Source organism: Klebsiella sp. C239 (assembly GCF_048822715.1).
GTDB lineage: Bacteria > Pseudomonadota > Gammaproteobacteria > Enterobacterales > Enterobacteriaceae > Klebsiella > Klebsiella quasipneumoniae.
Map to the genome: position 1 here is coordinate 232,088 of NZ_JBMEZK010000007.1, position 17,276 is coordinate 249,363.

Annotated in this window: 16 protein-coding genes and 1 pseudogene; 14 read left to right on the forward strand and 3 right to left on the reverse strand. The window is 55.9% G+C overall.

The features are described 5' to 3' along the window. The first annotated feature begins 2 nt into the window (after positions 1-2). The 4 genes from ACOI6Z_RS19600 (at position 3) to atzF (ending at position 6,942) form a co-directional block, all read left to right on the forward strand. Complete coding sequence (locus ACOI6Z_RS19600) at positions 3-731, forward strand: urea amidolyase associated protein UAAP1 (protein WP_065813195.1); 729 nt, start codon at positions 3-5, stop codon at positions 729-731. A 10-nt stretch (positions 732-741) separates the two neighbouring features. Further along, positions 742-1,377 (forward strand): urea amidolyase associated protein UAAP2, encoded by a 636-nt coding sequence (locus ACOI6Z_RS19605; protein ID WP_023289733.1) that lies wholly within the window; start codon positions 742-744, stop codon positions 1,375-1,377. A 166-nt stretch (positions 1,378-1,543) separates the two neighbouring features. Further along, a complete protein-coding gene (gene uca, locus ACOI6Z_RS19610; protein WP_065813194.1) occupies positions 1,544-5,149 on the forward strand; it encodes an urea carboxylase in 3,606 nt (1,201 codons plus the stop codon). Next, positions 5,146-6,942, forward strand: coding sequence for an allophanate hydrolase (atzF, locus tag ACOI6Z_RS19615; protein ID WP_065813193.1), 1,797 nt, complete (start codon positions 5,146-5,148; stop codon positions 6,940-6,942). The genes uca and atzF overlap by 4 nt, the downstream gene beginning before the upstream one ends. A gap of 89 nt (positions 6,943-7,031) precedes the next feature. Here the strand turns inward: atzF and ACOI6Z_RS19620 are convergent, their stop codons facing one another. Further along, a complete protein-coding gene (locus ACOI6Z_RS19620; protein ID WP_256565330.1) occupies positions 7,032-7,586 on the reverse strand; it encodes an SDR family NAD(P)-dependent oxidoreductase in 555 nt (184 codons plus the stop codon). 93 nt (positions 7,587-7,679) lie between these two features. Between ACOI6Z_RS19620 and ACOI6Z_RS19625 the strand changes: the two genes are divergently transcribed. After that, a complete protein-coding gene (locus ACOI6Z_RS19625) occupies positions 7,680-7,892 on the forward strand; it encodes a hypothetical protein (RefSeq protein WP_232689727.1) in 213 nt (70 codons plus the stop codon). Between the two features lie 36 nt (positions 7,893-7,928). Here the strand turns inward: ACOI6Z_RS19625 and ACOI6Z_RS19630 are convergent, their stop codons facing one another. Beyond that, complete coding sequence (locus tag ACOI6Z_RS19630; protein WP_048298673.1) at positions 7,929-8,981, reverse strand: LacI family DNA-binding transcriptional regulator; 1,053 nt, start codon at positions 8,979-8,981, stop codon at positions 7,929-7,931. Positions 8,982-9,198: 217 nt separating this feature from the next. Between ACOI6Z_RS19630 and ACOI6Z_RS19635 the strand changes: the two genes are divergently transcribed. From ACOI6Z_RS19635 to ACOI6Z_RS19670, 8 genes are all read left to right on the forward strand, one after another. Next, positions 9,199-9,636 carry a PTS sugar transporter subunit IIA gene (locus ACOI6Z_RS19635; RefSeq protein WP_044523291.1) on the forward strand — a complete coding sequence of 146 codons (438 nt, stop codon included), beginning with the start codon at positions 9,199-9,201 and terminating at the stop codon, positions 9,634-9,636. Positions 9,637-9,647: 11 nt separating this feature from the next. Continuing rightward, on the forward strand, positions 9,648-9,914 hold the full coding sequence (locus ACOI6Z_RS19640) for a PTS sugar transporter subunit IIB (RefSeq protein ID WP_044523289.1): 267 nt from the start codon (positions 9,648-9,650) through the stop codon (positions 9,912-9,914). Between the two features lie 30 nt (positions 9,915-9,944). Further along, positions 9,945-11,207, forward strand: coding sequence for a PTS ascorbate transporter subunit IIC (locus ACOI6Z_RS19645; protein WP_072420169.1), 1,263 nt, complete (start codon positions 9,945-9,947; stop codon positions 11,205-11,207). 23 nt (positions 11,208-11,230) lie between these two features. Beyond that, positions 11,231-11,911, forward strand: coding sequence for a D-allulose 6-phosphate 3-epimerase (gene alsE / locus ACOI6Z_RS19650; protein WP_050534116.1), 681 nt, complete (start codon positions 11,231-11,233; stop codon positions 11,909-11,911). Between the two features lie 126 nt (positions 11,912-12,037). After that, positions 12,038-12,508, forward strand: a complete 471-nt coding sequence (locus ACOI6Z_RS19655; RefSeq protein ID WP_044523281.1) for a PTS sugar transporter subunit IIA — start codon at positions 12,038-12,040, stop codon at positions 12,506-12,508. A gap of 55 nt (positions 12,509-12,563) precedes the next feature. Then, positions 12,564-12,875, forward strand: coding sequence for a PTS fructose transporter subunit IIB (locus ACOI6Z_RS19660; protein ID WP_004179922.1), 312 nt, complete (start codon positions 12,564-12,566; stop codon positions 12,873-12,875). 42 nt (positions 12,876-12,917) lie between these two features. Further along, on the forward strand, positions 12,918-14,024 hold the full coding sequence (locus ACOI6Z_RS19665) for a PTS fructose transporter subunit IIC (RefSeq protein WP_044523279.1): 1,107 nt from the start codon (positions 12,918-12,920) through the stop codon (positions 14,022-14,024). 137 nt (positions 14,025-14,161) lie between these two features. Continuing rightward, positions 14,162-14,821: a LysE family translocator gene (locus tag ACOI6Z_RS19670; RefSeq protein ID WP_420687508.1), complete on the forward strand. Its 660-nt coding sequence runs from the start codon at positions 14,162-14,164 to the stop codon at positions 14,819-14,821. Positions 14,822-14,881: 60 nt separating this feature from the next. On the opposite strand, the pseudogene ACOI6Z_RS19675 reads toward ACOI6Z_RS19670, so the two are convergent. Continuing rightward, a pseudogene (locus ACOI6Z_RS19675) lies at positions 14,882-15,052 on the reverse strand (haloacid dehalogenase-like hydrolase); the annotation flags it as partial. Between the two features lie 580 nt (positions 15,053-15,632). On the opposite strand from ACOI6Z_RS19675, the gene ACOI6Z_RS19680 reads away from it, so the two are divergent. Further along, complete coding sequence (locus ACOI6Z_RS19680) at positions 15,633-17,258, forward strand: mechanosensitive ion channel family protein (protein ID WP_334076481.1); 1,626 nt, start codon at positions 15,633-15,635, stop codon at positions 17,256-17,258. Positions 17,259-17,276: the final 18 nt, after the last annotated feature.

The window sequence follows — 17,276 nt, forward strand, 5'->3', positions numbered from 1 at the left end:
TGATGACTGAACTGTTTCACTACACCCCCAGCCTGCGCGAAGAGCGGCTTCCCGGCGGGGCGCACACCTCGTTGATTTTGCGCAAAGGGCAGATCCTGCGCCTGACCGATCTCGACGGCGGGGCAAACGTCAGCATGATGATGCTCAATCCCCATGAGAAAAGTGAGCGGCTCAACCTGCCGGATACCCTCAAAGGACAGCATACCGCGCGCCTGACCGCCGGGCATTGTTTCTACTCCGATATGGGCCGGGTGCTGGCCGGGATCGTCGCCGACAGCTGCGGCTGGCACGATCCGTTCGGCGGGGTCCTCAACGCCGGAGAGACGCACGACAAATATGGCGCCGGACGCTACCAGGAATTACGCAATGGCTTCTATCGCAACGGCGTCGATAACCTGCTGGTGGAGATGGGGAAATGGGATCTCGGTCTGGAAGATCTGCTGATGGTGGTCAACTTCTTCAGCAAAGTGACCGTCGATGACGAGGGGCGCTTTCACTTTGTCTCCGGCAACAGCCGCGCCGGGGACTATGTGGAACTGTATGCCCCGATGGACGTCCTGCTGGTCCTCACCGCGCTACCGCATCCTCAGGATCCGGCCACAGAGTATGCCCCCCGTCCGGTACAGCTGAGCTGGTATCAGGCCGACGATGAAGACGCGGCCACTCAGGCGCTCCTGACCCGCGATGAGAACCTGCGCGCGTTCCGCAATACCCAACTTTTTGCCCTGTAAGGAGGCGTTTATGACCCTTATCACCAGTCACCGACGTCCGGAAGAGGCCGTCTATCGCCATGTGATCCCCGCCGGGGAGCCGTGGCTGTTCGAGGTTAAACAAGGGCAAACCCTGCGTCTGCTCGATCTCGAAGGCAACCAGGCGATTGATACCCTGTTTTACAACGCCGACAACCCGCGCGAGCGCTACGATGCGCAGCGCACGCTGCGCCGCCAGGGTAACGCCTACCTCACCGCCGGCAGCGTGCTCTATTCCAACCTTGGCCGTCCGCTGATGACCATCGTGGCCGATACCTGCGGGCGGCACGATACCCTCGGCGGCGCCTGCGCCCAGGAGAGTAACACCGTCCGCTACGCCCTCGACAAGCGCTACATGCACAGCTGCCGGGATAATTTCCTCTGCGCCTGTCTGCATGATGGTCGTCTGCATAAGCGCGATATTGGCGCCAACATTAACTTCTTTATGAACGTGCCGGTGACGCCGGAGGGCGGTCTGACGTTTGCGGATGGCATCTCGGCGGCGGGAAAATACGTGGAACTGCGCGCGGAGTGTAACGCCATGGTGTTGATCTCCAACTGCCCGCAGCTCAACAATCCCTGCAATGGCTGGAACCCGACCCCCGCCGAGGTGCTGGTATGGAACTGACCCGCTGGCAGCGCTGGCGTTTGCTGGCCTTTCGGCTGTTCGCCGTTCGCGCCGACCGCCTGAACCACACGCCGACGCGCCACCTTTAAGCGCCGGTTCTCCCGGGGACGACCTCAGGGGAAGACGAATTGTTGCGGGACGACCCGCTTCGCTGTGAGTTCCGCTTATGTTTGATACCTTACTGATTGCCAACCGCGGGGCGATTGCCTGCCGCATTCTGCGCACCCTGCGCGCCATGCAGGTGAAGGGCGTCGCCGTTTACGCCGAAGCCGACCTGAGCAGTCTGCACGTCCGCGAAGCGGATGAGGCGCTGAGCCTTGGCGAGGGGCCGGCAGCGCAAACCTATTTAGTCGTAGAGAAGATCATTGCCGCCGCGCGGCAGAGCGGCGCCCGCGCCATCCACCCCGGCTACGGCTTTCTGTCGGAAAACGCCGCCTTCGCCGAGGCCTGTGAGGCGGCGGGACTGGCGTTTGTTGGCCCGACCCCGCAACAGCTGCGAACCTTCGGCCTGAAGCATACCGCCCGCGCGCTGGCCAAAGCGGAGGGCGTTCCGCTGCTGGAAGGCAGTGACCTGCTGGCCGACAGCGAAGAAGCCTGCCGGGCGGCAGAGGCGGTGGGCTACCCGGTGATGCTCAAGAGCACGGCGGGCGGCGGGGGGATTGGCATGCGCGTCTGCCGCGACGCCCGCGAACTGAGCGAGGCGTTTGCCACGGTGCAGCGGCTGGGGCAAAACAACTTCAGCGACGCCGGGGTGTTTCTCGAAAAATATATTGAACGCGCCCGCCATCTCGAGGTGCAGATCTTCGGCGACGGGAAGGGGGCGGTTATCGCCCTCGGCGTGCGCGACTGCTCGCTGCAGCGGCGTAACCAGAAAGTGATTGAAGAGACGCCGGCGCCAAATCTGCCGGACGGGATGGCGCAGGCGCTGTGTAGCGCGGCCATTGCCCTCGGTAAAGCGGTGAACTACCGCAGCGCCGGGACGGTGGAGTTTGTCTACGACAGCGCGGCGCAGCGCTTTTATTTCCTCGAGGTCAATACCCGGCTGCAGGTGGAGCACGGCGTCACGGAGCAGGTGTGGGGCGTGGACCTGGTGCGCTGGATGATCGCCCTGGCTGCAGGGGATTTACCGCCGCTGTGCGAGCTGTCCGCCGGGCTACAGCCCCGGGGGCATGCCATTCAGGCGCGAATTTACGCCGAAGATCCTGGCCGCCAGTTTCAGCCTTCGCCCGGACTGTTAACCGACGTCTGGTTTCCGCCGGCGGACGGCGCTACCCTGCGCATCGACCGCTGGGTCGAGGCCGGCTGCGAAGTGCCGCCGTTTTTTGACCCGCTGCTGGCGAAAGCTATCGTCTGGCGCCCCAGCCGCGATGAGGCGATCGACGGCCTGGCGCAGGCCCTGGCGGAGACCCGCCTGTACGGCGTCGAAACCAACCGCCAGTACCTGCAGCAGATCCTTGGCTTTGCGCCGTTCACCGCCGGGGAACCCTGGACCCGCTGTCTGGAGCAACTGCGCTACCGGGCCGATACCGTGGAGGTACTCAGCGCCGGCACCCAGACCAGCGTCCAGGACTACCCGGGACGTCTGGGGTACTGGGCGGTGGGCGTACCGCCCTCAGGCCCGATGGATGACCGGGCGCTGCGCCTGGGCAATCGTCTGCTGGGCAATGCCGAGGGCGACGCCGCGCTGGAGATCACCCTTAGCGGACCCACGCTGAAATTTAATACCGCGGTGCAGGCGGTGGTCTGCGGCGCGCCGCTGCCCGTAACGCTCGACGGCATTGACCAGGAGATGGACGGCGTCTTCTCTGTTCCGGCGGGGGCGACCCTCAGGCTGGGGGCGATAAGCGGGCCAGGCGTCAGAAGCTATCTCTGCCTGCGCGGCGGCATTCAGGTGCCGGACTACCTGGGCAGTAAAAGCACCTTTACCCTCGGTCAGTTTGGCGGCCACGGCGGACGGGCGCTGCGCGCCGGCGACGTGCTGCATCTTGCGCCTCCGGCTGAGACCATGGAAGGCGCGGCGCTTCCCGCAGGGTTGCGCCCTGAGCTTTTGGAAGTACGAACGCTGCGGGTGATTTATGGCCCCCACGGCGCGCCGGAGTTCTTTACCCCGGCGTATATGGCGACCTTTTTTGCCACCGACTGGGAAGTGCATTTTAACTCCAGCCGCACCGGCGTGCGCCTGATCGGGCCCAAGCCGGTCTGGGCCCGCGACAGCGGCGGCGAAGCCGGGCTCCATCCGTCGAATATTCACGACAACCCCTACGCGGTGGGGGCGGTGGATTTTACCGGCGATATGCCGGTGATCCTCGGGCCGGACGGCCCAAGCCTCGGGGGCTTTGTCTGCCCGGTCACGGTGATCGAAGCCGATCTCTGGCAGCTGGGCCAGCTTAAGGCGGGGGATAAGGTGCGCTTTGTGGCGGTTGACGTCCCCACCGCCCGGCGGCTGGCGGCAGGCCGTCGCGCAGAGCTGGCGACCCTGCAGGCGCAGGACGTTGCCTGGCAGCCTGTGCCGCTCACCTCGCCGGTGGTGATGACCTGCGGCGACGCTGACAAACGCCTGGTGGCGCGCCTCTCCGGCGATACCCATCTGCTGCTGGAGGCCGGTGAGGCGGAGCTGGATCTGGTGCTGCGCTTTCGCATCCATGCCCTGATGCAGGCCCTTGAGGGGCAATCCCGGGACGGGATCATCGATATCACGCCGGGGATCCGCTCTCTGCAGCTCCATTTCCAGCCGGAAATGCTGGCGCTGGAGACTCTGCTGGCGTGGGTCCGCGAGGAGTGGGCCACGGTCTGCATGAGCGACGATCTGCAGGTTCCAACACGGGTGGTGCATCTCCCGCTCTCCTGGGACGATCCGGCCTGCCGCAAGGCGATCGACAAATATATGACCACCGTCCGCCCGGACGCCCCCTGGTGCCCAAGCAACCTCGAGTTTATTCGCCGGATAAACGATCTCCCGGATGAGCAGGCGGTGTGGCAAACGGTGTTTGACGCCAGCTATCTGGTGATGGGTCTCGGCGATGTCTATCTCGGCGCGCCGGTGGCCACGCCCCTTGATCCGCGTCATCGGCTGGTCACCACCAAATACAACCCGGCGCGAACCTGGACGGCGGAAAACTCGGTGGGCATCGGCGGAGCGTATCTGTGCGTTTACGGCATGGAAGGCCCGGGCGGCTATCAGTTTGTCGGCCGCACCCTGCAGATGTGGAATCGCTATCACGAGGTGGCCGATTTTGCCGGCAAGCCCTGGCTGCTGCGCTTTTTCGACCAGCTGCGTTTCTATCCGGTCTCGGCGGAAGAACTGCTGGCTATTCGCCGCGATTTCCCGCTCGGACGCTACCCGCTGCGCATCGAGCACAGCACGCTGCGGCTGGCGGAGTACCAGCTGTTTCTCTCTCGCGAGGCGCAGAGCATTAGCGCATTTCGCGACCATCAGCAGCGGGCGTTTAACGACGAGCGCGAGCGCTGGATCGCCAGCGGCCAGGCCCATTTCGACAGTCAGGAGAGCGCGACAGAAGAGGCGGGCGATGCGCCGCTGCAGCCGGGGGAGCAGGGCGTGGAAAGCCCGGTATCCGGTAATCTGTGGCAGGTACAGACCGCGGCCGGCAGCCAGGTACGCGCCGGCGATGTGCTGGTGGTGCTTGAGTCGATGAAAATGGAGATCCCGCTGCTGGCGCCGTGCGATGGCAGGGTTCAGCAGGTCAATGTGCAGCCAGGCAGCGCGGTGCGTGCCGGGCAGCGGGTGGCAGTGATTATTGAGGAGAAGGCATGATGCAGCAGACGTTTGATTTACGCCTGGCGACTCTGGCGGCGAACTATCGTAACGGCCACACCACCCCGCGCGCGCTGCTGGCGGGGATCCGTCAGCGGGCGCAAACGCTGGATCCCGAGTTTAATCTGTTTATCCATCTCCTGAGCGAAGCGGAGCAGGCGCCGTTTCTGGCGGCGCTGGAAGGCCATTCGCCAGACACGCTCCCGCTGTACGGGGTGCCGTTCGCCATCAAAGATAATATTGACCTTGCGGAGATCGTCACCACTGCCGCCTGTCCGGCGTTTGCTTACCGGCCGACGCAAAGCGCAACCATTGTCGCACAGCTGATTGCCCTGGGGGCGGTGCCGGTGGGCAAAACCAATCTCGATCAGTTTGCCACCGGCCTGAACGGGACCCGTTCGCCGTATGGTCGCTGCCGCAACGCGTACCATCCCGCTTATCCCTCCGGCGGCTCCAGCGCCGGCTCGGCGCTGGCGGTAGCCCTGGGCGTCGCCAGCTTCGCGCTGGGGACCGACACCGCCGGTAGCGGTCGCGTCCCGGCCGGGCTGAATAACCTGGTGGGCCTGAAAGCGACGAAAGGGGTGATCTCCACCGCCGGGGTGGTACCGGCCTGCCGCACGCTGGACTGCGTGACCTTTTTCAGCGCCACCGCCGACGAGGCCAGCCAGCTGCTGGCGCTGGTTGCCCGGGCCGATCCGCAGGATAGCTACAGCCGCCGCAATCCCCAGTGGAACACTCGTCAGGCCTTCGGCAGGCCGTCCGCCGGGTTTCGCTTTGGCGTCCCGCGGGAGCTTAACTTCCTCGGCTGCCGCGCCAGCGAAGCGCTGTTCGCCCAGGCCGTGCAGCGGCTGACGGCGCTCGGCGGGGAAGCCGTGGCGATCGATTTCGCGCCTTTTCTCGCCGCCGCCCGCTTGCTGTATGACGGGCCATGGGTCGCTGAACGCTATGCGGTGGCTGGCCCGTTGATTGAGCAGCAGCCTGACGCCGTGCTGCCGGTCATTCGCGACGTGCTGGCGAAAGCGCCTGATATCGACGCGACGGCGACCTTTAAGGCGATGTATCAGCTGCAGGAGTATAAAGCGCAGTGCGATGCTATCCTCGGGACGCTGGACTGCGTGCTCACGCCAACCTTTCCGCGGCCGGTAACGCTGGACGAGCTGGCGGCGGAGCCCATCGCCCGCAACGCCGACCTGGGCTACTACACCAACTTTATGAACCTGCTGGACTATGCGGCGGTGAGCGTGCCGTGCGGGTTTATGCCCGACGGACTGCCCTCCGGCGTCACGCTGTTCGGCCGGGCTTTTACCGATCAGTATTTGCTGAGCCTGGCCGACGCCTTCCAGCGCGCGGAGCGGCTGCCGCTGGCAGGCGGCGCGCGGCTGGAGAGCCCGCCGCCTGCGCGCCCCGCGGGCCATGATCGGATGACCCTGGCGGTATGCGGCGCCCACCTGACCGGCCAGCCGCTGAACGGCCAATTGCTGGCGCGGGGCGGCCGGCTGCTGCAGGCGACCCACAGCGCGCCGCGCTATCGGTTGTATGCCCTCCCGGATGGCAAGCGCCCGGCGATGGTGCGTGACGAGCCAGAGGGGGCTGCGATAGCGGTGGAAGTCTGGGAGATCCCCAGCGCTGAGGTGGGGTCGCTGCTGGCCGCCATCCCCGCGCCGCTGGGGCTGGGACAGATTGAGCTGGCGGACGGCCGCTGGGTGACAGGCTTTATCTGCGAAGCCGGGGGGTTGGGCGCGGCCACCGAGATCACCGCCTGGGGCGGCTGGCGTCAGTGGCTGGCCAGGTAAACGGAACACCCTCTGCGGTAGCGCCGCAGAGGGAACTTCCGCACCATCCGGGCGATGCCTCCCTGACGCCGAGCGACGGTCGGGGAAGGTTACTGATTGTGTAGGGCGGGATAAAACACTTCGGCTGTCCATTGCGCTGATGGCTGGCGGTATTGCTGCCAGAACAGTTCGGCAATCTCCCGGACTTCGACGGAACCCGGCTTGACGTACGCCCCCACCGTCACGATGGAAAGAGGAATATTCTGCGCTTTTAAGAGCGGAAAAAGGGCATGCGTCAGGTTAAGCAGCCCGGCTTTACCGACGCTCAGCGTCAGATACTCCGGATGAGGCTGAGTGGCAAACATCCCGCCAGTCAGCAGGATCGCGCCTGCTCCACGCGCGGCCATCAGCGGAGTGACCGCTTTGATGGCGGCATATACCGCGCCAACATTGGTGGTGAGATCCTGGATGAATCCTGCCACCGACTGGGTCTCCAGATTACCGTCATGCATGGCCGCGGCGTTGAAGTGCAGCACATCCACGCCGCCGGTCTCCACCTCTACCTCGCGAATGAGTTCCACGATACTGGTGATATCGCTGGCGTCCGCCACGCGACCTTCCGCGGCTAATCCAGCCGCTCTCAGTTGGTCGGCCTGCGCCGCCACATAGTTTTTATTGCGTGAGGACAGGACAATCCGGAATCCCTCACCACCAATATCAGTGAAGCGCTGCTGACGGCGGTTATTCGGGCAACCGGGATCGCACTGCTGCCGGGGTGGATGGTTTGCAAGGCGGTGCAGCGCGGGGAACTGGTCCGCGTGCTGCCCGACTGGCGTAGCGCGGCGAAGGTCAGCGTTTATGCCCTGATGCCGCCCGGCACGCTGGTTCCCGCCAAGACCCGGGTATTTATCGACACGGTATGCCATCAGCTGGCGTCATCCCCGCTGTGGCAGGACGAATTGAAGCGATAAGCAGGGGGGGCCGCTAGAGTAAGCCATGGATGGCGGTTATACCGCGGTACTGGCCCGGACTTTGAGTTCTGACGGAATTTCTATGAACTTTTCACAAGGCTTATCGTTAAGCAGCTCGAGAAGCGCTTTGCCCGCCTTCACCCCAATGTCATGCCAGGGAAATTCAACGGTTGTCAGGGCAGGGGAACAGACTGTCGATAATACCCCGCCGCCTAAACTCGCAATGGCTACGGTATTGGGCACTTTGATCCCGGCGCTGTGGCAGGCCATCATGCATCCGCACGCCATTTCATCCGATGTGCAAATTAGCGCATCCAGATCGCCCCAGGTAATCATCATATCCTTGAAAATATTCACGCCTGTGGCGATGGTTGAAGGCAAATGCGTGGTCACCACCCGATGTGGTGAACGGTTCAGGGCCAACATCGCCGTATTCCAGCCGCTCAGAAGCTGGCGAAACATCGTATTGTTGGCTGGGGTACACAACAACGCGATGTTTTTTAATGAGGCATCCGCAAGGTGGGTTACGATCTGTTTCACTGCCTTACCGTAATCCACGCCGATGCACATGCCAACAGGCTGGGTATTTAACGCGCCAATCTCCAGGATAGGCACATCTACATTGGCCAGCAGCTGGGTGCAGCTCTCAATGGTGTCGATATTGAACTGAATAATCGCTGCCGGGTTATAGGCGAGCATTTTTTCAAACGTTTTTTGTTCGTTTTGACCGTCATGACCAGATTCCATAAACATCATGGTATAGCCGCGTTCAGTCAGGATTTTTTGTAATGCTTCCGACACCGGCAAAAAACCTGGCGAAGAGAAGGTGGGGACGACGGCCAAAATGAGATCGGAATGGACCGACGCCAGATTACGCGCCTGGAGATTGGGGACATAGCCGAGTTGACTGACTGCCGCATCAATACGATCGCGAAGGTCAGGGTTGACTTTTTCAGGCATTCTCAGCGCACGGGAGACGGTCATGGCGCTCACGCCGACAAACTCAGCCACTTCGGTCAGGGTTATCTTCCCAGTTCCCTTACGACGTTTTTCTTTCGGGCTATTGTCTGCGTCTAGACTCTTCACCAGGATCACCAACCGTTTGAAAAATAATAAGTAACAAAAGTAAATCGTTGATACACATTATAACTTACCACAGCGTAGGGGAAAGCACATTATAACACATGTTAGCGGTAACTCTGTTTTTAACATTTTTGCTTGTTAGCGCTAACTTTGAGAGATGTATCACAGTTGCATTTTATTTAGCTGTTTATAGTTCAGCACATGGAATCCCTCGGGAGTGCATATGATTAGAGACTGGTTAACCCCGGATAAAATTAATGTCATTAACGCAATAGATAACTGGAAAAATGCCATTCGACTCTCAGCAGAACCTTTGCTGGCGCAGGGGTATATGGCAGAGCACTATATTGAGGCGATTTTTAAAAGCCATGAAGAATTTGGGCCTTATTATCTATTAGCCCCAGGATTAGCGATGCCTCATGCCCGCCCCGAGCAAGGTGCATTGAGGAATGGATTATCACTCCTTCATATTAAAGAGGGCATCTCATTTGGCTCGACTGAGAACGACCCGGTATACGTGGTTATTATGCTATGCGCTTGTTCCGGGAATGAACATATCACGATGATCGGTGAACTGGCAGAACTCTTTAGCGATCGGCAAAAGCTAGAACGATTGTTAAAAGCCGATGATATTAAGGCAATTCAGGCCGTTATTGACTGAAGGAAAAGAGAATGAAAAAAGTACTCATCGTCTGTGGCAATGGTTTAGGCAGCAGCTTTATCGTTGAAATGAATGTCAAAAAAATCCTTGCTGAAATGAATAAAGAGGCTGAAGTCGCACATACCGACCTGACGTCTGCGAAAAGCGAAACTGCGGACCTTATTCTGAGCGCCAACGATATTGCCGAACATTTAACTGGTCATTCCGCGAAGGTTGTTGGATTAAGTAATTTACTCGACAACAATAAAATCAAAGAGATTTTAGCAGAACACATTTAAGCAACGGCTTTCTGAACCGTGGAGTTTAATATGCTTCATTTCCTTATTTACGATGTGTTAGGGACACCGGCGATTCTGGTTGGATTGTTTTCTCTAATCGGTCTGCTGTTGCAAAAAAAAGGAATTTCAGACGTTATCTCAGGCACCCTGAAAACCATCATGGGTTTTGTTATTTTAACGGCTGGCGCCGGTATCATTGCCTATACATTAACCATTTTTAGCCAACTATTTGAACATTCATTTCATATTCAGGGGGTGGTGCCTAACACCGACGCGATGGCCGCGCTGGCGCAGAAGAATTATGGCACGGAAACCGCCACGATCATGGTGCTGGGCATGTTGATCAATATCGCCCTGGCGCGTTTGACGCCATTAAAGTACATCTTTTTAACGGGCCACCATACGCTCTATATGGCCGCGATGCTGGCGGTGATCTTGTCAGTAGGTGGCTTGTCGGGTGGGTGGGTGGTGACCATCGGGGCGGTGATTCTCGGCGCGATGATGGTGATCTCTCCGGCGATCTTGCAGCCGTTTACCCGAAAAATTACCAATACCGACGATCTGGCTCTCGGCCATTTTGGCTCTATTGGTTATCTGCTCTCCGCGCTGGTGGGAAAAGTCGTAGGGAAAGGTAGCCCCTCGATTGAAGAAATTAAAGTGCCTAAGTCACTCAATTTCCTTCGTGATTCGTCGGTGGCCATCTCTCTCACCATGATGATTCTGTTCCTGGTGCTGGTCGTCGTCGCAGGCAAAACCTTTGTCGAGGAGACCCTGAGTGCCGGTCAGAATTTTATTATCTTCGCCATTATTCAGTCCCTCACTTTTGCTGCGGGGGTTTATATCATCCTCGCCGGTGTGCGGATGGTGATTGCCGAGATTGTGCCAGCGTTTAAAGGTATTGCAGACAAACTCGTGAAAGACGCGAAACCGGCGCTGGACTGCCCGACGGTGTTTCCCTTTGCTCCCAATGCCGTTATCGTCGGGTTTCTCGCAAGCTTTGTTGCAGGCCTGCTCAGCATGTTCCTCTGCCCGCTGTTCGGTTTGAGCGTCATCGTCCCGGGACTGGTGCCTCATTTCTTCTGCGGGGCAACGGCTGGCGTTTACGGCAACATCACCGGCGGACGTCGTGGGGCAGTGGTGGGGGCATTTGCCCATGGTCTGCTCATTTCGTTCCTGCCGGCAATCCTTTTGCCAATGATGGGAGATATGGGCCTGGGTTCTACAACCTTTGGCGATGCAGACTTTGGCGTTGTCGGCATCGTTTTAGGTCATATCATCGCAATGTTTAACTAACTATTTATTATCGGAGCTGGTTTATGGGCGCAAAATTTTCACCCTCACTGATGTGTATGGATTTGACACAGTTCAAAGAACAGATCACAGCCATGAATAACAAAGCGGATTTTTATCACGTAGATATAATGGATGGTAATTACGTCCGCAATATCACTCTGTCTCCCTTTTTTATTGAGAATCTGAAAAAAATCACTACCGTCCCCATCGATGTCCATCTGATGGTGAACCACCCGGAAGATATTATCCCAATGTGTCTCGACGCAGGAGCCGATATCATTAGCTTCCATCCCGAGACTGCGAATAACAAAATATTCCGCCTGCTGAATCAGATCAAGGATGCGGGAAAACAATGCGGGGTGGTGCTGAACCCGGCGACACCGGCTGAAAGCATTGCTGAATATGCGCACCTGCTGGATAAAGTGACGGTCATGTCAGTTGACCCTGGCTATGCCGGGCAAAAATTTATACCTGAGTCGCTGAACAAAATAAGAAAGCTCATCAGTATGCGCAAAAATAATGGCTATCATTATCTCACGGAAATTGATGGTTCTTGCAATGAAAAAACCTTTGGTCTGATTGCTGAATCTGGGGTGGATGTATTTATCGTTGGTACATCTGGTCTGTTTTCTCTTCATGAAGATGTCAGCCTGGCGTGGGACAGAATGATCGATATTTTCCAGCGTGAAACCGTCGCTGCCTGATTCATTTTTGCGTATTATTTATTTCGAACCACAGTGTATATTCAAGTGAATTTAAAAAAAACTGCATCACGCCAGCGATGCCTGTTCTGTTATTCAACGACCACTCTATATGAATGCGGGTGAATTATGGATATTGCTACAGTACTTAATGTAAAGAACATCAAGCTAAAAATGACTGCCAGAACGAAAGAAGAGGTGATAGAAGAACTCACCGAGTTACTGGTACAGGATGGTGCGGTGACCAATAAGGAGGACTTTATTCGCGATGTTTGGTTACGTGAAGAGCAAGGCTCAACCGGTTTTGAAAATCATATTGCGATCCCGCATGGTAAATCTTCCGGTGTGGCCCGAACCGCATTAGCTATCGGTCGTACCCAACATGAAATCCCCTGGGAGACAATGGATGGTAGCGATGTCCGCTGTATTATTTTATTTGCTGTCTGCCTGGTGGATCAAAATGCCACTCATATTCGCCTGTTAGCGCAAGTATCCGGATCGCTGGCAGACGAAGACATTATTGCTAAGTTACTGGTTGAATCTGATCCACATAAAATCATTGCGCTTTTCAATTCTGAAACTGAAAGCGCCGATGCGTAATACATAGTTGTTAACATCCTTTTGTACCTTATTAAATAAATTACGGAGAATCGAGATGAATATCGTCGGAGTTACCGCCTGTACGGTGGGAATTGCACACACCTATATTGCTCAAAAGAAAATTGAAACAGCCGCCAAAAAAGCCGGTCATAACGTTAAAATAGAGACACAAGGGACCATAGGCATTGAGAATCAATTAACCGCTGATGAGATTGCCATGGCAGATATTGTGCTGCTTGCCGCTGATGTTAAAGTGACGGGAGAAGAGCGATTTGCGGGTAAGAAAGTGGTCAAAGTCGCCACAGAAACGGCAGTGAAATCTCCCAATAAGCTGATTGAAAAACTCAGCGAAATAGTCAATTCATAATTTTATTTCGGCCTGCTGACTCTATACTTAAGGGCGTAACTTATGTCTCTAAAACAAATATGGCAAGCAGCAAATCCTAAAGGACATCTGCTGACCGCTATCTCGTTTCTGATCCCCATTGTCTGTGGCGCAGGGTTTATTATTGCTATCGGCATGGGGCTTGGTGGAACAGTGCAGGACACGTTAACTCCGGGGCAATTTGATTTATGGCAGGCGATGGCCACTCTGGGCGCTAAGGCGCTTGGGCTGCTGCCGGTGGTCATTGCGGTGGGGATTTCCGGCTCGATTGCTGGCAAGCCGGGCATCGCACCGGGATTTGTCGTCGGGCTGGCGGCAAACACCATCAGCGCTGGCTTTATCGGCGGGATGATCGGGGGCTACATTGCCGGCTATATCGCGCTGGCGATCATTAAAAAGGTGAAGGTCCCGGACTGGGCCCGCGGGTTGATGCCGACGTTGATCGTGCCCTTTTTTGCTTCCATAATCAGCTGCCTGATTATGGTCTATATCATCGGTACGCCTATTGGTATCTTTACGGAAGCGCTTACGTCTTTCCTGAGAAGTATGGGTACGTCATCGAATTTAGTGTTGGGCGCAGTGATAGGCGCGCTGTGTATCGTTGATTTTGGCGGCCCGCTCAATAAGACATGCTTTGCCTTCGTTCTGACGCTGCAGGCGCAGGGAATAAATGAGCCGATTACTGCGCTTCAGTTAGTTAACACCGCAACGCCTATTGGTTTCGGCCTGGCTTTTTTCATTGCCAAGCTTCTGCGTAAGAACATCTATAACAGTGAAGAAGTGGAAACCTTAAAATCGGCGGTTCCGATGGGGATTGTTAATATCGTTGAAGGCTCTATCCCGATCGTCATGAACGATATCGTCCGCGGTATCGCCGCCGCGGCCATCGGCGGCGCGTGCGGTGGGGCAGTGACCATGGTATATGGTGCGGACGCCACGGTGCCTTTTGGTGGGGTATTGATGATCCCCACCATGTCACATCCCATGGCCGGCATTATGGCGCTGCTGGTGAATATCGTGGTCACCGCTACAGTCTACGCTGTCATCAAAAAAGATATACCGCGCGATGTCATTGTTAATAACGATCACGAAGAAGAGGATATCGACCTCGATGATATTAAAGTGAGCTAACTTACCTCTATATTATTTTATCAATCGCATTGTGCTATTCCTGCACACCCGCCCATAGCCGACTGTTTCCTGGTTATGGGCTGTTTTTTGCGTCTGGCAGAAGCCCAGGTGAAGGTGGAGCAGGGTGATCATTCTTGTTGCAAAAATGTGAACGCTTCAGTAGCCTTGTCTCTTTCGGAGACAGGAAATGCTCGTCACTGATTTACACCCTCGCTGCCATTCTACTTACCCTGACGCCAGGTCTGGATACCGCGCTTATACTGCGCACGGCGACCGCTGAAGGCGGGCGCAAAGCCTTGCATGCCGCGTTAGGTATCGATCTCGGGTGCTTTATCTGGGGCGCGCTGGTGGCCTTTGGTTTGGGCGCGCTGCTGGCGGTTTCTGAGCTGGCATATACCTTGTTGAAATGGTGCGGCGCGGGCTACCTTTGTTGGCTGGGCATCCAGCTGCTTCTGCGTCCGCGCCAGCAATTTGACAGCAATCCGGCAGCGGCAACCGCCACGAGCAACTGGTTTCTGCGTGGGATGCTGGGAAATGTGCTTAATCCCAAAATGGGCGTCTTCTACGTTTCGTTTTTACCTCAGTTTATCCCGGCGGGGCATTCCCCCATCACATGGACCTTTCTCCTGGTTACTATCCATGTACTGATTGGTACGCTGTGGTCGTTAACGCTGATTACCGCCACTCGTTATGCCGCCGGTATTCTGAAAAAAACGGCGGTAGTGAAATGGATGGATCGAACGACCGGCTGCCTGTTTCTGCTTTTTGCGGCGAAGCTGGCGATGAGCCGCCGGTAATAAAACAGGGGCCTTTGCCCCTGTTTTTGCGCTTTGCTCAGCTATCTTGAGGTACACGCTCTACGATCCCGGCCAGGTCACACACTGTGCCGGATCAAACACCGTTTTCCAGTCTTGCTTCATATCAACGACGGTCCAGCCATGCGCTTTTGCCTGCGTTAATCCATCAACCAGCTTGTCATAGGCATATTCACACACGGGAGCCGTATGATGAACCAGAAGGCGAAAGGAGACGGGTAAAAAAGCTTATATTAATTTTAGTAATAAAATTAATAGGCTTGACGAAAAATCACGTATCGTCAATGAAATATTACTAGCGGTTATAGTGAATTCTCTGTCACAGATCGGAAGACCAGATTAATTCAAAAACGAGACTATATAAAAGGAAATGTTGTTTATTAATAAATTAGCGGCGCTACGGCATCCCGTGTCAGTTACGAAGCATCACTTCCATCGTTGCGTCAAATAAATGGAAGGAAAATCCGAATATCCCTTTAACTTATTATCATGCAAAAGTTTAGTGTATTCATGCTGAATCGATTAAATAATCGTATTATTTTATAGACTACGTATTATGCATTACTGGTGAAAAATGTTATCCTTTGGGCAATATTGATGTGAACTCACTTTTAACTTCGAAATAGTCGGTTGTATCCGTTAGTCGGCGGGGGGAGAGATATAAGATAGGCGAACAATATCTTCTGGTGCGTATTGCAGAAGTGAACGGCTAGTCTATGCTCAATTATTAAAGAGAAATAGTTCAAAACTTTTCAGAACAATAACAACAATGTTTCGTGGGTTGAGGGTGGAAATGAAGCAAATTCTGTTCATTTGTCTGGCGAGCTTGTTCACGATAACAAGTTTCATTTCGCATGCCGCAGAGCCACGACAGCAGGCGACGCCGCAAGAGCGTGCCCGTACGGTATATATCTTTCATCAGCCGATAGTCATGCTGCAGGCTAAATTTGGACTTACCACGCCGGAAGAGCGGGTATTGCGAATTAGAAATACTCTGCGGAATTTCACTGAGGAGGATGTTCGCCAACCTCTCAAACTGGTGTCTGTTACCCGTTATAACCAGCCTGGAAAACTCATCGTGATGAACGGTAAGCCAGTTATGCTGCTTACCGAAGGTGATCTTGACGAAGGGGATGATCTCACGCTCGATCAGGCTGCGCAGCGGGTTATGGCGCGTATGGAGGCACAGAGAACCGCTCTGCGCGACCAGTATAACCGCAGCTGGCTGGTGCTTTCCGCCATAAAAGCCGTTGGAGGTCTGCTTGGGCTAGCTGCGCTTTGGTACGGTGCATACCGCTCATGGCGCAGGGTAAAACAGCTATTTCGGCGACGTATCATCGAGAATCGTAGCTGGATCCCCCAAAGCTGGCGACGCTTTATCGGTGCTATCGAAGCGCGACTTTATGCCACATTGATGATCTTGCTGGGCGTCATAGCACTGTATGTCTGGCTGAGCTGGGTATTAAGCCTGTTCCCATGGACACGCGTATGGGGAGCCTCACTGGGCGATTGGTCTGTGCGCGTTTTTCAGGGCATAGCGCTTGCTGTGGTATCTGCCTTGCCGGGCCTGATGATTGTGCTGATTATTTTTATGCTAACCGCTGTGATTTTGAAACTGCTTAAAGTGGTTCTCAATCAGGTGGCAGCAGGGCGTTTGCAACTTCCTGGCATTCATCCGGAAACGGTCGGGGCGACTCGTAAACTGATCGCTGTGGTGGTATGGCTGTTTGCGCTGTCAGCAGCGTACCCTTTTCTGCCTGGCGCTAACTCGCTCGCGTTTAAAGGGATCAGCGTCTTCTTTGGTCTGATGTTGACGTTAGGTTCCGCCGGGGTGATGAACCACGCCATGAGCGGTCTTGTACTGATTTATTCCCGCGCGCTGCGCAAAGGCGATGTGATACGCGTGGCCGATAACGAAGGACTGGTGAGTGAAATTGGTATGTTGGCCACCAAGATTATTACCCGAGAAAATTACGTGGTCACGGTGCCTAATGCGGTGGTTGTGAGTGGAAAAATCACCAATTTGAGCGCACATGCTCACGGTGGTGGCATCAACCTGACCATCAGCGTGACGATTGGTTATGACACACCCTGGCGACAGGTTCATGCCATGCTAGAGCTCGCCGCCAAACGGGCAAGCTCAGTCGATCCGGCTCAACCACCGCTGGTACGCCAGCTCAGTTTGATGGACTGGTATATCGCCTACGAATTACAGGTACAACTGAAAGCAGGGCAATCATTAGCCGCAGCACGCAATGAACTTTATAGCCATATTCAGGATGTATTTAACGAATTCAATGTACAGATTATGTCTCCGAATTATGTTATGCAACCTGAGGGTTCAGTCACTGTTGCCAAAGAAAACTGGTATTCATCACCGGCGGTTCCTCCCGATGGCAATAAAAATGTGAATGCGTAACTTATTTCCGTCCTTCCT

Coding starts and splice junctions, on each gene's coding strand:
- ACOI6Z_RS19600 (WP_065813195.1), top strand. CDS start 3: ATGACTGAACTGTTTCACTACACCCCCAGCCTGCGCGAAGAGCGGCTT.
- ACOI6Z_RS19605 (WP_023289733.1), top strand. CDS start 742: ATGACCCTTATCACCAGTCACCGACGTCCGGAAGAGGCCGTCTATCGC.
- uca (WP_065813194.1), top strand. CDS start 1,544: ATGTTTGATACCTTACTGATTGCCAACCGCGGGGCGATTGCCTGCCGC.
- atzF (WP_065813193.1), top strand. CDS start 5,146: ATGATGCAGCAGACGTTTGATTTACGCCTGGCGACTCTGGCGGCGAAC.
- ACOI6Z_RS19635 (WP_044523291.1), top strand. CDS start 9,199: ATGATTAGAGACTGGTTAACCCCGGATAAAATTAATGTCATTAACGCA.
- ACOI6Z_RS19640 (WP_044523289.1), top strand. CDS start 9,648: ATGAAAAAAGTACTCATCGTCTGTGGCAATGGTTTAGGCAGCAGCTTT.
- ACOI6Z_RS19645 (WP_072420169.1), top strand. CDS start 9,945: ATGCTTCATTTCCTTATTTACGATGTGTTAGGGACACCGGCGATTCTG.
- alsE (WP_050534116.1), top strand. CDS start 11,231: ATGGGCGCAAAATTTTCACCCTCACTGATGTGTATGGATTTGACACAG.
- ACOI6Z_RS19655 (WP_044523281.1), top strand. CDS start 12,038: ATGGATATTGCTACAGTACTTAATGTAAAGAACATCAAGCTAAAAATG.
- ACOI6Z_RS19660 (WP_004179922.1), top strand. CDS start 12,564: ATGAATATCGTCGGAGTTACCGCCTGTACGGTGGGAATTGCACACACC.
- ACOI6Z_RS19665 (WP_044523279.1), top strand. CDS start 12,918: ATGTCTCTAAAACAAATATGGCAAGCAGCAAATCCTAAAGGACATCTG.
- ACOI6Z_RS19680 (WP_334076481.1), top strand. CDS start 15,633: ATGAAGCAAATTCTGTTCATTTGTCTGGCGAGCTTGTTCACGATAACA.